The sequence below is a fragment of the Rugamonas aquatica genome, assembly GCF_009380215.1.
In the GTDB taxonomy this organism is placed as follows: domain Bacteria; phylum Pseudomonadota; class Gammaproteobacteria; order Burkholderiales; family Burkholderiaceae_D; genus Rugamonas; species Rugamonas aquatica_B.
In genome coordinates this window covers 401,074-414,912 of the sequence record NZ_WHUG01000001.1, presented here as the reverse complement: position 1 = coordinate 414,912, position 13,839 = coordinate 401,074, and the positions used below count along the sequence as shown (strand labels likewise).

General features: G+C 65.6%; 12 protein-coding genes. 11 read left to right on the top strand and 1 reads right to left on the bottom strand.

The features are described 5' to 3' along the window. Positions 1–22: 22 nt before the first annotated feature. Genes GEV02_RS01870 through GEV02_RS01820 form a run of 11 tightly spaced genes read left to right on the top strand, consistent with a single transcriptional unit; the run spans position 23 to position 13,207 of the window. On the top strand, positions 23–892 hold the full coding sequence (locus GEV02_RS01870; protein WP_152836243.1) for a DUF6875 domain-containing protein: 870 nt from the start codon (positions 23–25) through the stop codon (positions 890–892). Further along, the gene (locus tag GEV02_RS01865) at positions 889–2,247 is read left to right on the top strand and encodes an FAD-dependent oxidoreductase (protein ID WP_152836242.1); all 1,359 of its coding nucleotides are present in this window, start codon (positions 889–891) and stop codon (positions 2,245–2,247) included. Before GEV02_RS01870 ends, GEV02_RS01865 begins: the two co-directional genes overlap by 4 nt. Then, a complete protein-coding gene (locus GEV02_RS01860) occupies positions 2,244–3,806 on the top strand; it encodes a glycosyltransferase family 87 protein (RefSeq protein ID WP_152836241.1) in 1,563 nt (520 codons plus the stop codon). The genes GEV02_RS01865 and GEV02_RS01860 overlap by 4 nt, the downstream gene beginning before the upstream one ends. Before the next feature lie 10 nt (positions 3,807–3,816). Next, positions 3,817–6,057, top strand: a complete 2,241-nt coding sequence (locus tag GEV02_RS01855) for a carbohydrate binding family 9 domain-containing protein (RefSeq protein ID WP_174998925.1) — start codon at positions 3,817–3,819, stop codon at positions 6,055–6,057. A 12-nt stretch (positions 6,058–6,069) separates the two neighbouring features. Continuing rightward, the gene (locus GEV02_RS01850) at positions 6,070–7,743 is read left to right on the top strand and encodes an NTP transferase domain-containing protein (protein WP_152836239.1); all 1,674 of its coding nucleotides are present in this window, start codon (positions 6,070–6,072) and stop codon (positions 7,741–7,743) included. After that, positions 7,740–8,150 (top strand): GtrA family protein, encoded by a 411-nt coding sequence (locus GEV02_RS01845; protein ID WP_152836238.1) that lies wholly within the window; start codon positions 7,740–7,742, stop codon positions 8,148–8,150. The genes GEV02_RS01850 and GEV02_RS01845 overlap by 4 nt, the downstream gene beginning before the upstream one ends. Further along, the gene (locus GEV02_RS01840) at positions 8,147–8,845 is read left to right on the top strand and encodes a glycosyltransferase family 2 protein (RefSeq protein WP_152836237.1); all 699 of its coding nucleotides are present in this window, start codon (positions 8,147–8,149) and stop codon (positions 8,843–8,845) included. Before GEV02_RS01845 ends, GEV02_RS01840 begins: the two co-directional genes overlap by 4 nt. Continuing rightward, positions 8,842–9,453 carry a phosphatidylinositol-specific phospholipase C/glycerophosphodiester phosphodiesterase family protein gene (locus GEV02_RS01835; RefSeq protein WP_152836236.1) on the top strand — a complete coding sequence of 204 codons (612 nt, stop codon included), beginning with the start codon at positions 8,842–8,844 and terminating at the stop codon, positions 9,451–9,453. Before GEV02_RS01840 ends, GEV02_RS01835 begins: the two co-directional genes overlap by 4 nt. Next, positions 9,450–11,456 (top strand): DUF2029 domain-containing protein, encoded by a 2,007-nt coding sequence (locus tag GEV02_RS01830; protein ID WP_152836235.1) that lies wholly within the window; start codon positions 9,450–9,452, stop codon positions 11,454–11,456. The genes GEV02_RS01835 and GEV02_RS01830 overlap by 4 nt, the downstream gene beginning before the upstream one ends. Before the next feature lie 6 nt (positions 11,457–11,462). Then, positions 11,463–12,215, top strand: coding sequence for an HAD family hydrolase (locus tag GEV02_RS01825; RefSeq protein WP_152836234.1), 753 nt, complete (start codon positions 11,463–11,465; stop codon positions 12,213–12,215). Further along, a complete protein-coding gene (locus GEV02_RS01820) occupies positions 12,212–13,207 on the top strand; it encodes a class II aldolase/adducin family protein (RefSeq protein WP_152836233.1) in 996 nt (331 codons plus the stop codon). The genes GEV02_RS01825 and GEV02_RS01820 overlap by 4 nt, the downstream gene beginning before the upstream one ends. Here the strand turns inward: GEV02_RS01820 and GEV02_RS01815 are convergent. After that, positions 13,183–13,830 carry a PEP-CTERM sorting domain-containing protein gene (locus GEV02_RS01815; RefSeq protein ID WP_152836232.1) on the bottom strand — a complete coding sequence of 216 codons (648 nt, stop codon included), beginning with the start codon at positions 13,828–13,830 and terminating at the stop codon, positions 13,183–13,185. The two genes, GEV02_RS01820 and GEV02_RS01815, sit on opposite strands and share 25 nt — an antisense overlap. Positions 13,831–13,839: the final 9 nt, after the last annotated feature.

Genomic DNA, 13,839 nt, shown 5'->3' with positions numbered 1-13,839 from the left:
AACAACTTCCCACGATGGTGACATGATGACTCAAAAAGATCCTCAATCCACGCTGCCGCAGGCGACCTGCCCGATGGCTGCGGCCCGCGCGGAGACCGCAGCCCATCCTGCTGCATCCCCACGTCTGATGCGCGTTTCCGAAGTCGACCGCGAATACCCGGGAGGCACGCCACTGGCCCAGGTGATGGACTGGGTGCGCGCCTTCCTGGCCCGCCCCCATCCAGATCTGGGACGCAAGGGCGCGGTATGCCCCTTCGTGCCTGTCTCGCTGCTACAGGACAGCATCTGGCTGGCGGAAATCACCGACCGTGACCTGAGCCTCGACAAGATCAGCGCGATCATCAGCGAATACCGCGATCTGTTCCTGGCCACCGAGCCAACCCGCGGACCGGATGCGATCAACAAAGCGTTCATGGTGGTCTTTCCCAACCTGGGCGCGGAAGGCGCCGCCGTGGTCGACGAAGTGCAGTACCGGCTCAAGCGCGACTTCGTCGACATGGGCCTGATGCTGGGCGAATTCCACGCGGCCAATGAGAGCGAAGGCCTGCGCAATCCCGAGTTCCGGCCGCTGCGCAGCCCGATCCCCATGCTCGCCATCCGGCACATGGTCGATTCCGATCTGCCCTTCCTGCTGCGAGCCGGCTATCCGGCCAGCGTGCGCGCCGCCTTCCTTCGATCCTACCTGTACCGCATGGCCGGCACGCTGCCGAGCACCAAGCTGGAACAGGCATTGGACGGCGTCATCGAGGCCGAAGTCGAACAGCGCATCGACGTCAGGCTGGCGCTGCTGCCCGCCGCCGTTGATGCCGCCGCAGGCGCAGGCGCCGGCCCCGCTGGCGTGGCCAGCGTCGCAACGGACGCCGGCGCAACCTTGCTGGGAGGCCGCCCATGACTACAGCGATGAAGCCCGCGCAGGAAGCCGACAGCGCCCGCATCGCCATCGTCGGCGGCGGCCTGGCCGGCTCGCTGCTGGCACTGGCGCTGGCGCGACAAGGGCATGGCGTGGACCTCTACGAACGCCGCCCGGACCCGCGCCGCCAATCGGCCGGCGCCGGCCGCTCCATCAACCTGGGCCTGTCCAAGCGCGGCATGCAGGGCTTGCGCATGGTCGGCCTGCTGGACGATGTGCTGGCCCGCTCGGTGGTGATGAGCGGCCGCGTGATCCACGCACCCGACGGCAACACCCGCTACCAGGCCTACGGCAAGGATGCCGGCGAGGTACTGCATTCCATCGACCGCAACGAACTCAATCACCTGCTGCTTGACCGCGCGCAGCAGCATCCTCAAGTCAGGCTGCACTTCGAACACCGGCTGGTACACGCCGACAAAGCCGCCCGCCAGCTTGAATTCGACACCCCCGATGGCAACGTCGTTGTGCAGCCGCTGTGGGTGGCCGGCGCCGACGGCGCCTTCTCCGCCATGCGCCGCGAACTGCAGCACGGCGAACGCGCCGACTACCATCAGGAATACCTGGAATGGGGTTACAAGGAACTCACGCTGGCGGCCCGCCCGGACGGCAGTTCTGTGATCGAACTGACCGCGCTGCATGTATGGCCCCGCAGCCACTGCCTGTTCGTCTCGCATCCGAACCTGGATGGATCGCACACACTGACCTTATTCCTGCCGTTCGAGGGCGAGGAAAGCTTCGCCACCGTGCGCACGCCGGACCAGGTCAGCGCGCTGTTCGCCAAGTACTTCCCCGATCTTCTGCCCCTGCTGCCAGGCCTGCTGGATCAATGGGAGCGCCATCCGACCGGTTCCCTTATCACCACCCGCACCGCGCCGTGGCGCTTCGGCGACTGGGCCGTGCTGCTGGGCGACGCCTGCCACGCCGTCTATCCGTTCTACGGCCAGGGCATGAATTCCGCCTTTGAAGACTGTTGCGTGCTGATGGCGGCATTGGCGGACCACCCGAAGGATCTGGCCGCAGCCTTCACCCGCTACGAACAGCAGCGCCGCCCCCACACCGACGTACTGGCCGAGCTGTCGAAGGCCAACTTCGTCGAGCTGCGGCAGAAAGTGCAATCGCCCTGGTTCATCGCCCGCAAGCGGCTGGACCTGGCGCTGAACCGTTTGTGGCCGCGCAGCTGGCTGCCGCTGTACACCATGATCGCCCATTCCACCATGCCTTACGGCGAGGCGCTGGAACGGTCGCACCGCCAGGAACGCCTGCTGCGCACCGCGCTGGCCGGCATCGCCGCGCTGTGCTGCGCCGGACTGGCCTACGCCATCGGAGTCAAACCATGAATCGACCTGTTTCCATCTCCATAGAACGGCGCGTGATCGCGCTCTTGCTGGCGGCGCTGTTCGGCATGTTCGCCGCCGTCGGTTGCAGCGCGCTGTTCGCGCCATCGTCGCCGCAGTCCTTGCTGGCGCTGCTGCCGCTGGTCGTCGCGCTGCTGCTCAGCCCCCGGCTGGCGCGCCGGCTGCCGATACAGTTCGACGGCATTTCCAACGGCCGCCGTCTGCTGTCCGTCCTGTGGCTGTTGCTGGCGCTGACCGCACTGGCGCGCACCGCCGGCCTCGGGGTCTACATGGCCGATCCGCAGCGCCCCCAGGCCTCGACGATCTGGTTCGATCAGTTCTACGTCAATCACAGCTGCCTGTCCGGCTACTGGAAAGCCTCGGAACTGTCCAAGCAGGGAGGCGTGAACATTTTCGAAGAGACTCCGTACGACGGCCACGAAGGCCGCTTCAAGCTGGACGCCTACCTGTATCCGCCGCAGTTCCTGCTACTGCCGCGCGCCATCGATGCATTTGGCGGCGGCTTCCTGCAACTGCGGGCAGTATGGTTCGCGCTGGATGCCGCGCTGGTGGCCGGCGCCATGCTGGCCCTGTGCGGCTGGATCGGCGGCCAGGCAGGACGCCGCGCCGCCCTGCTGCTACCCGCCGCATGGCTCGCGCTGCCCACTCTGATAACGCTACAAACCGGGAACTTCCAACTGCCGGCGTTGGCCCTGTCGGTGCTGGCCATGCTGCAGTTCCAGCGCGGCCGAGACCTGTCGGGCGGCGCGCTGCTCAGCGTCGCCATGATAAAAATCTTCCCGGGCATCCTGTGCGTCTATCTGCTCTTCTGCCGCCGCTGGCGCGCGCTGGGCTGGAGCGTGGCGTGGTCGCTGGTCTACGTGGGTCTTGGCCTGGCGCTGCTGGGCGCCGCGCCGTTCCGGGACTTCATCGGCTACGAACTGCCACGCATCGCCAGCGGCGAGTTATGGAGCTGGCTGGCGCTCGACGGGCTGGAAGGCGTCGCCGCCATCAACGACTCGGTTCCAGGGCTGGTATTCAAACTGCGCCTGCTTGGCCTGTCCGGCATGGATCATCACATGGTAGGCGGCGCGGCGTGGGTCTGGTCGTTGCTGCTGGTGGCGATCGCCGTGGTGGCAGCCCGGCGCGCACAGGGCGCATCGCACCAGCGCCAGGCCGCAGTCTGGATTTCCCTGCTCGGACTGGCGGCGCTGCGCAGCCCCTTCGTACCCGACGACTACGGCCTGTTCCCGGCGATATGGCTCTGGTGCCTGCTGGCGGGCTCGGTCACCGTCAACGCCGCACGCGTCGCCGGACTGGCCGTGCTCTGGCTGGCGTTCGCGCTGGTCATGCCATTCAGCCTGGCCACGCCTGAGCAACTGCCCCTGCTGCTGACCGTATCGACGGCCAGCCAGGTGCTGGCACTGGGCCTGTGGTTGTGGATCTCGCTGCGTCCACGCGACGGCGCTGCGCGCGACCAGGCCGCCCAACGCCGCAATACCGCTTCCACCACCGCTACCGCGCCGGTTATGGCGAAGGTGCGTTCCGATTCCTACCAATGAAAGCCATGTGATGCAATTGACTACCTCTTCCCACCTGCGCCGCTCCCTGTTGTCTGCGCTGATATTCGTCACCGCTTCGGCCGCCGCTGAGGACAAACTGCGCATTCCTCGCGCCGCGCATGCGCCGGTGCTGGCGGATTACGTCACCGGCATCCCGGCCGATGCCGGTGTCGAAGTCAAGGGATTCCGCCAGTTCCAGCCGGGCGACGGCCAGCCGGCGTCGCTGGAGACGCGCGCCTACCTGTCCTATGACGACCAGAATTTCTACGCCGTCTTCGTCTGCAAGGATGATCCGAAACTGGTGCGCGCCCGCATCGCCCGCCGCGAAGACCTGCCCGGCGACGACGCCGTGCAGCTGGACCTGGACACCTTCCATGACAAGCAGCGCTCATTCCGCTTCTACGCCAACCCGTACGGCGTGCAGATGGACGCCAAGCACACCGAGGGCCTGGGCGACGATTTCAATTTCGACACCCAGTGGACATCCGACGGCAAACTGACCGCCGACGGCTACGTCGTCATGATGGCGATTCCGTTCAAGAGCCTGCGCTTCCGCAGCGCCGACGTGCAGGACTGGGGCGTCTCGGTGGGCCGCATCGTGCCGCGCCTGAACGAGTTCTCGTACTGGCCCTACATCACCCAACGCCAGGAAGCCTTTGTGCCGCAGATGGCGGCCGCGGAAATCGCCGCCCCGGTCTCGGCGGGCCGCAATATCCAGCTCAATCCCTACGCCTACCTGGGCCGCAGCCGCGCACTCGACCAGCGCGATCCGACGCGTCCCGGCTGGCAGCACGACAACAAGAACCAGGCCGGCCTGGATGCCAAGTTCGTGCTGGCCGACGCCTTCGCGGTCGACCTGACCTTTAATCCAGACTTCAGCGAAGTCGAATCGGATGAACCGCAGGTCATCATCGATCAGCGCTACGAAGTGCAGTTCCCGGAAAAGCGTCCGTTCTTCCTGGAGAATTCGGGCTTCTTCGCCACGCCGCAGCAGCTGTTCTTCTCGCGCCGCATCATCGACCCGCAGCTTGGCGCGCGCATCACCGGCCGCACCGGCAACTGGTCGCTGGGCGGCCTGCTGATGAACGACGAGGCGGCGGGCAAGCTGGCGGCGCCGGGCGACGCGGCCTACGGCAAGAAAGCCAGCATCACCGTGGCGCGCGGCCAGCGCGATTTCGACACTGACTCCAACCTCGGCGCGATGGTGACCGACCGCCGCATCGCCGGCCACGCCAACACCGTCGCGGGTGTCGACCTGCGCTGGAAGCTGGACGAAAACTGGGTCGCCAGCGGCCAGGCGGCCAGCAGCCGCACCAGCGACAACGGCGCGCCGGACAGCACCGGCAGCCTGGCCTACGCTGAACTGCGCCGCACCGACCGCAACTTCAACTACGCGGCCACCTATCTCGACGTGTCGCGCCGCTTCGACAGCGAACTGGCCTTCATCCCCCGCACGGATATCCGTCAACTGGGCCAGGAAGCGAGCTACATGTGGAACTTCACCGACGCCCCGTGGCTGGTCAGCACGGGGCCTAGCATCAAAGCGCTCTACACCAAGGACCACGACGGCCAGTTGCAAGACTGGTCGAGCGACGCCTGGTACACGGTCAAGGGTCTGCGCGCCACCACCTTCGAGGCCCACAAGCTCGATGCCCACGAATTGTATGCCGGCCAGCGCTTCCACAAGAACGGCTACCAGCTGGCCGCCAGCACCGAATGGTTCGATTGGCTGAATGGCTGGATCAAGGTCGGCCAGAACGACGTAATCAACTATGTGCCGGCGGCCGGCACGCAGGCCGCCCTCGGCGACGCCCGCAGCGTCTCGGCCAACATCAAGTTCACGCCGCATCCGCAGTTCAGGGTCGAACAGACGCTGTTCTGGAACGACCTGCGCACCAAGGGCGGCATGGCAGGCGTCGGCGCTGGCACAGGCGTATATCGCGAGCTGCTGTCGCGCACCAAGTTCAACTACCAGTACAGCCGCTTCCTGTCGGCCCACCTGATCCTGGACTACACCAACCTGCGCACCAACAGCCAGCTGACCGCGCTCTCCGGCGGCAAACAGCTGACCGCCGATCTGCTGTTCAGCTATCTGCTCAGCCCCGGCACGTCGCTGTTCGCCGGCTATACGGATCGTCAGGAGAACCTGCAACTGGTGGGTAATCCGGCACTGCTGGAACGCACACGCGGGCTGGAGCTGCACACCGGCCGCAAGGCTTTCATCAAGCTCAATTACCTGTTCCAGCTCTGAACCATGCGATCCATGCAGATCATCGTACCGATGTCCGGCTTCGGCGAGCGTTTTCGCCGTGCCGGCTACGAACTCCCCAAGCCCTTGACCGAGATCGACGGCAAGCCGATCATCGCCCATGTCATCGAGATGTTCGATGCGGATGCCGACTTCCTCTTCATCTGCAACGAAGAGCATTTGCGCGAGCCGGCGTATCGCATGGAGGAAGTTCTGCGCCACTGGTGTCCGCAGGGCCGCATCGCCGCAATCGCGCCGCATAAACTCGGCCCGGTGCATGCGGTACTCCAGGTCGGACACCTGATCGACCCGGAACGCCCGGTGCTGGTGAACTACTGCGATTTCAGCTGCTACTGGGACTGGAAGCACTTCAAGCAGTTCGTCGCGATCAACGAATGCGACGGGGCGATTCCGGCCTATCGCGGCTTCCACCCGCACACGCTCGGCAGCACCAACTATGCCTACATGCGCGAGCAGAACGGATGGGTGCAGGCTATCCAGGAGAAGCAGCCTTACACCGACAACCGCATGGAAGAATACGCGTCCAGCGGCAGCTACTACTTTGCGTCGGGACGGCTGATGGAGGAAGCCTTCAAGGCCACGATGGAGCAGCAGCTGACGGTTGGCGGGGAATACTACGTCAGTCTGGCCTACCGTCCGATGCTGGCGGCCGGCCGGCGCGTGGCCGTCTATCCGCTACAGCACTTCATGCAGTGGGGGACGCCGGAAGACGTGGCCGAATATCGTGGCTGGTCGTCCGCCTTCACTCGCCTGGCGCAGCGGCACGCGCCTGCGGCAGCACCAGCGGCGGGCGCGCTGGTGCTGCCGATGGCCGGGATGGGCCAGCGTTTCGCCGACCAAGGCTACGCGCTGACCAAACCGCTGATCGGCGTCTCCGGGCAGCCCATGGTGGCGCAAGCCGTGCATGATCTGCCCCCGGCGTTGCAGCATTGCTTCGTGCTGCGCGCCGATATGCCCGGCCATGCCGCGATCGCCGAGGAGCTGCGGAAGCGTCATCCCGGCGCCGTGATCGCCACCCTGCCCCAGGTCAGCGAAGGCCAGGCCTGCACCGCGCTGGCCGGCGTCGACGCGCTGGCCGAATCGGCCCCGGAGACGCAAGGACCGTTGACGGTGGGCGCATGCGATTTCGGCATGCTGTACGACCAGGCGGCGTTCCGCAAGCTGGCCGACGATCCGCAGGTAGACGTGATCGTATGGGGCGTGCGCGGCAACGCCAACGCCATGCGCAGGCCGCAGATGTTCGGCTGGATCGACGAGGAACAGGGCCGCATCCGCCGCATCTCGGTCAAGGCGCCGTTGGCGCATCCCGCTACCGACGCCATCGTACTGGGCGCTTTCACCTTCCGCCGCGCCGCCGACCTGCGCCGCCTGGTAGACGCGCTGATCGCCCGCGACGGCCGCGTCAACGGCGAGTACTACCTGGACTCCTGCATCAACGACGCCATCGCCATGGGGCTGAACTGCCGCCTGTTCGAAGTGGACCACTATCTGTCCTGGGGCACGCCGGACGATCTGCGCACCTTCGAGTACTGGCAATCCTGCTTCCACAAATGGGACGGTCATCCGTACACGCTTGAGCAGGACGCCCGCATTCCCGCCGACGCCGTGGCGACGCTGGCGCAGCGCTACCGCGCCATCACGCCAGCCGATCCCGGGAGGATGCCATGATGCGCCGCGAACTGCCGGTATTCCTGGTGGTCGGCGCGCTGACGGTGCTGGTGGACCTTCTGGTCTATCGCGCATTGATGGCATCCGGGCTGGCGGCAACCGCACCGGCCAAGGCGATCGGCTTCCTGGCGGGCACCGTGTTCGCCTACTGCGCCAACCGCCGCTGGACCTTCAGCCACCGCCGCGCCGCTCCGGGCAGCGCGGCGCGCTTCGCCCTCCTGTACGGCGCGACGCTGGCCGCAAACGTCGCGGTCAACGCTGCCGTGCTGCGGATGCTGGACGCGGCCGGCCCCGCACTTGCAGTGCCAATGGCCTTCCTGGCGGCGACTGGTGTATCCGCCACGCTGAACTTCATCGGCATGAAAACGCTGGTGTTTTCCCACGCACGCCGCACGGAGCTGCCATGAGATTCTCGCTGGTGATCCCGTGTTATAACGAAGCCGCCAATCTGCCGCTGCTGCTCAAACGCTGTTATCCGCTGGCGCTGCGGGATGACGTTGAAATCATCCTCGTCGATAACGGCTCGACCGACGACAGCCCGCAGGTGCTGGCCGCGCTGCTGCCGGCCTGCCCCGGCTGCCGCAGCATCCGTGTCGAGATCAACCAGGGCTATGGCCACGGCATCCTGGCGGGACTGGCGGCGGCCACCGGCGAGATCGTCGGCTGGACACACGCCGACCTCCAGACCGATCCGCAGGACGCCTTGCACGGGCTGGCCCTGTTCGAGCGCCATGGCGACGACATCTTCGTCAAGGGCCGCCGCTACGGAAGGCCGCTGGCCGATGTGCTGTTCACCGCCGGCATGAGCGCCTTCGAGACGCTGTTGCTGCGTACCCCGCTGTGGGACATCAACGCCCAGCCGACCATGTTCTCGAAGCGCTTCTTCGACACCTGGCGCAACGCTCCCCACGACTTCTCGCTCGACCTGTACGCCTACTACCAGGCACGCCGCGCCGAACTGGCGGTGCACCGGTTTCCCGTGCACTTCGGCCAGCGCGCGCACGGCGTCTCGCACTGGAACGTCAATTGGGCGGCCAAGCGGAAATTCATCCGGCGCACCGTCGACTTCAGCCTGCAATTGAAAGACTCCCTGAAACCATGAACCTGATCTCACACCGCCGCAACACCCTGGCCCAGCTGGCCGACACGCCCGAACACTTCGGCGTGGAAGTCGATATCCGCAGCGACGGCGGACGGCTCATCATCCATCATGATGCGTTGACACCCGGCGAGGCTTTCGAACCATGGCTGGCGGCCTACCGCCACGGCACGCTGATCCTCAACGTCAAGGAGGAAGGCCTGGAGGCGCCGCTGATCGCGCTGCTGCGCCAGCATGGCATCGACGACTATTTTTTCCTCGACCAGTCCTTTCCCTTCCTGGTCAAGTGGGCCAGGGCCGGTGAGCGGCGCTGCGCGGTGCGGGTGTCGGAGTTCGAATCGATCGACACGGCGCTGACGCTGGCCGGTCAGATAGACTGGGTATGGGTCGACTGCTTTACCCGCTTCCCGCTCAGCGGCGGGGACGCAGCGCGCCTGCGCGGCGCCGGCTTCAAGCTATGTCTGGTGTCGCCCGAACTGCAAGGACGCGGCGCCGAGGAAATCGCCGAACTGGCGGCGCTGCTGGCCGAACGCGGCATCGTCGCCGACGCGGTCTGCACCAAGCGGCCGGACCTGTGGCAAAAGCTGGTGCCAAATCAGGCGGGTGCATGATGCGCCTGTTCCGCCATCCGCTGTTCGCATTCGGGCTGGCGTTGCGGGTCGCCATGCTGGCGTTGATCGTGCCCCACGCAGTCACCGAATGGTATGTGCCCTTCCTGTCCGCCAGCGCCAGCCAGCTGTCGCTTGATCCCTGGGCAGTGTTCCTCGCCCATGGCGGCGCGCCTGAGGCTTTCCCTTATGGCTACGTCATGTGGCTGGCGCTAATGCCTTTGACCTTGTTGGCCAAGGCCGCCGGCATCGGCATCGGCCATGCCTACGGTGTCGGCTTGCTCGGCGCGGACTTGCTGTTGCTGCGGGTGTTGAGCAGGATGCTGCCAGGACGCGACACGCTGCTGCTGGCGTTGTACTGGCTGTCGCCCGTCATGCTGCTGGCCACCTATGGCTTCGGCCTGAACGACGTGGTGCCGATGCTGCTGCTGGTAGCGGCGCTGTACTGCACACGGCGGCAGCAACTCGCGCAAGCAGGCGCATTATGCGCGGCGGCGGTATCGGCAAAACTGAGCATGGCGCTGGCGCTGCCGTTTTTCCTGATCTACCTGACCCGCAACCGCGCCTTGCAGCAGCAGTTGCCAGCCTTCGCGCGCGGCGCGGCGCTGGCCGGTGCCTTGTTCGGCCTTCCCTTCCTGTGCTCGGACGCGGCGCTGCGGATGCTGCTCAATAATCCGGAGATGGGCAAGGTCTATCAGTTCTCGCTGCACGTTGGCACCGACACCGACATCTATGTCATGCCGTTGGCCTACCTTGTCACCCTGTACCTGGCCTGGCGCGTGCGGCGCATGAACTTCGAACTGTTCAGCGCCTTGCTGGGACTGGGCTTCCTGCTGGTCGTGCTGTTGACGCCTGCCTCGCCGGGCTGGTTCGTGTGGATCGTGCCGACGCTGGTGTTCTACCAGGCCGCCAGCGACAGGCTGGCCATCCTGTTGGCGGCGGGATTCTCGGCGTTGTACGTGCTGGACAACCTGCCGCAGGATGTCATGGCGACGCTGCCGCTGGCTTCATTGACACCGGTACTGCATACCATGATGACCGCGGTGGGCATCGTGCTGGTGCTGCGGATGTGGCGCGAAACGGTCAGTTCGAACGATTACTTCCGTTTCAGCCGCAAACCCTTCGTGATCGGCATCGCCGGCGACTCCGGCGCAGGCAAGGATACGCTGGCCGAATCGCTGCGCGGCCTGTTCGGCGGCCATTCGGTGGCGCATCTGTCCGGCGACGACTACCACCTGTGGGACCGCGCCAAGCCGATGTGGCAGGTGATGACCCATCTGAGCCCGATGGCCAACGACCTGGAATCCTACGCCAACGATCTGCTGGCCCTTACCGATGGCAAGGCCATCCTGTCGCGCCACTACGACCATGGCAGCGGCAAGATGAGCCGCCCGCAGCGCGTGCGCAGCAACGACTTCATCATCGCCAGCGGCCTGCACGCGCTGTACCTGCCGGTGCTGCGCGAATGCTATGACCTGAGCATCTATCTCGATATCGACGAGGGGCTGCGGCGCTACTACAAGCTGCAGCGCGACGTGCTGGAACGCGGCCACAGCGCCGAACGGGTGCGCTCGTCGCTGGACAAGCGGGAACCCGATTCGATCCGCTTCGTGCGTCCGCAGGCGCGCCACGCCAGCCTGGTGCTGTCGCTGCGCCCCCTCCATCCGGATTTGCTGGAGCACCCCGTCGGCAGCGAGGCGCCGCGCGTCAAGCTGCTGGTGCGGTCGCGCAATGGTCTGAATGAGCTGTCGTTGCGACGGGTGCTGGTCGGCGTGTGCGGCCTGCATGTCGACCTGGCGATGGACGACGACGCCAGCGAGATCGCCCTGACCATCGAAGGCGAAGCCACCAGCGAGGATATCGCCATGGCCGCGGCCACGCTGTTCCCACGCATTACCGAGTTTCTCGACACCGTACCGCAATGGCGCAACGGTGCGCTGGGACTGATGCAGCTGATCGCATTGGCGCACATACACCAAGCCTTGAACAAACGCTTAATCTGGTAAATCATTATGATAAAAATATCCAACGACGATCGTTTCACGCAGATTCCGGACGCCATCCTGTTCGACACGGACAACACGCTGTACCACTACGATCCGGCCCACGCGCTGGCCATGAACGCGGTGCGCGGCAAGGTGGCCGCGACCTTCTCGCTCGACCCGGACGATTTCGACAAGGCCTATGCCAGCGCCCGCAGCGAAGTCAAACTGCGCTTGAAGGATACGGCCGCCTCGCACAGCCGCCTGCTGTACCTTCAGCGCATGCTGGAGATCATCGGACTCGGCTCGCAGGTGCTGGTGGCGTTGGATCTGGAGCAGACCTATTGGCGCACCTTCCTGAGCAATGCGGTGCTGTTCGACGACGTGAAGGAACTGCTGGACGACATCCGCCTGCTCGGCATCCCCACCGCCATCGTCACCGATTTGACAGCGCAGATCCAGTTCCGCAAGATCGTCTACTTCGGTCTGGACCGCTACTTCGACTACATCGTCACCAGCGAGGAAGCCGGCTACGACAAGCCTCATGGCGCGCAGTTCGAACTGGCGCTGAAAAAGGTACGCCCCAGCGGCAACTGCATATGGATGATCGGCGATAACCCGGTCAACGACATAGGCGGCGCGCGGCGCAGGATAGACGCGGTCACGCTGCAAAAACTGCACAACGGGGTGGAGCAAGGCCAAGGCGAGAATGCCGCCGATGCGGTGTTCCAGGAATTCGGCCAGGTGCGCAAGCTGCTCGAACGGCTGGGGGCTGCGCATTGAACGCGCGCGGCGACCGGCAGGACGGCCTGCGCGCGGCGGTCGACGCCTACTGCGCGCGGATCGGCGCCGATCCGCTGCTGGTTCAGGGTGCGGGCGGCAACGCGTCGTGGAAGGATGGCGACACCATGTGGGTCAAGGCCTCCGGCACATGGCTTGCTGAGGCACAGCGTGCGGACATCTTCGTGCCGGTCGACCTGGCCCATTTGCGGGATGCCATCGCCGTGGGCGATTTCGATGTCGCGCCGCGAGCGTGTGCGGGCAGCGCGCTGCGGCCGTCGATCGAGACGCTGATGCATGCGCTGATGCCGCAAACGGTGGTACTGCATCTGCACGCGGTCGAAGTCCTGGCGCATCTGGTGCGTCCGGACTTCGCCGGCCCAGCGCCGGCGCCGTGGTGCTGGGTGGACTACCATAAACCAGGATCGGCGCTGGCCGGCGCGATTGCGGCGCGATTGCGCGAGCAGCCGGACGCGCAGATTGTCTTCCTGCAGAATCACGGCGTGGTGATAGGAGGCGCCAATGCCGCCGAAGTCGATGCGACACTTGCGGCACTGTTGGCCTGCCTGCGCACCGAACCGGTCGCACCGGTAGCCGCCGTGACAGCCGACATGGCGCAGCTGACGATCATTCCTGACGCGGGCATACAGCAGTTGGCCCTCGATCCGCGTCTGTACAAGCGGCTCAGGAATGAATGGGCTTTGTGCCCGGACCATGTGGTGTTCCTCGGCGCGGAGGCGGCATGTTATGCGGATGCCGATTCATTCATCGCCGCGCAGGCTGCGGGCGCGGAGACCAGTCTGGCCTTCATCGCCGGCGTGGGTGTCTTTGCGGACAAGGACTTCGGCGCGGCACGAACGGCGCAGCTGCGGTGCTACTACGACGTGCTGGCCCGCCAGCCATCCGGTGCGGCGCTGACCGTGCTGTCGGCGCCGCAGTTGGCCGAATTGCTGGACTGGGATGCCGAACGCTATCGCCTGGCGATGGCCAGGTAGGCGAGCTGCATGCGGCGGGCGGCCAGCAGCGCCAGGCCGGCGGCCATCATCAGCAAACTTGAAGGTTCGGGAACCGGCGATGTCGGCACAACCGGGCCGCCGGGTGGCGTATCGTCGACCACCACTTCGCCGAAGGCCTGGAACTCGGCCACCGAATAATGGTTGTCGCCGCGGGCCGTGATGCGGAAGGCCTTGGCCACAACCGGCGTGAGTAGCGGTCCGCCGAACAGGTTCTGGCCCGCCGGGGACTGGTCGGTATTGACCGTGGTGGCCGATTGCCAGACATTGGCGCGGTCGAGGAATTCGATGCGGTAGTTGTCGCCGTTGTCGGCTTCCAGTATCAGGCGATTGACCGACGCGGTGTGCGCCAGCGTGATGGTCAGGCCGGTGTCCAGGCCTGACCAGTACACGGAACCATAATTCCACTGCTGGCCGACAGGATTGAATTCGCCGTCGGTTACGCTGTCCAGCCGCGCGATGCCGCCTCCCCACATGGCGCCGGCCGAATCGCCCATGCCGGAGCCAAAAGAGGCGACATCGGCGAGATAGGCGACGTTGTCGTCGGCATATGCAGAACTGGAGAAGAGTATCGCGGCCATGGCCGCAGCGGTCGTGGTTTTCATCTGGAGTCC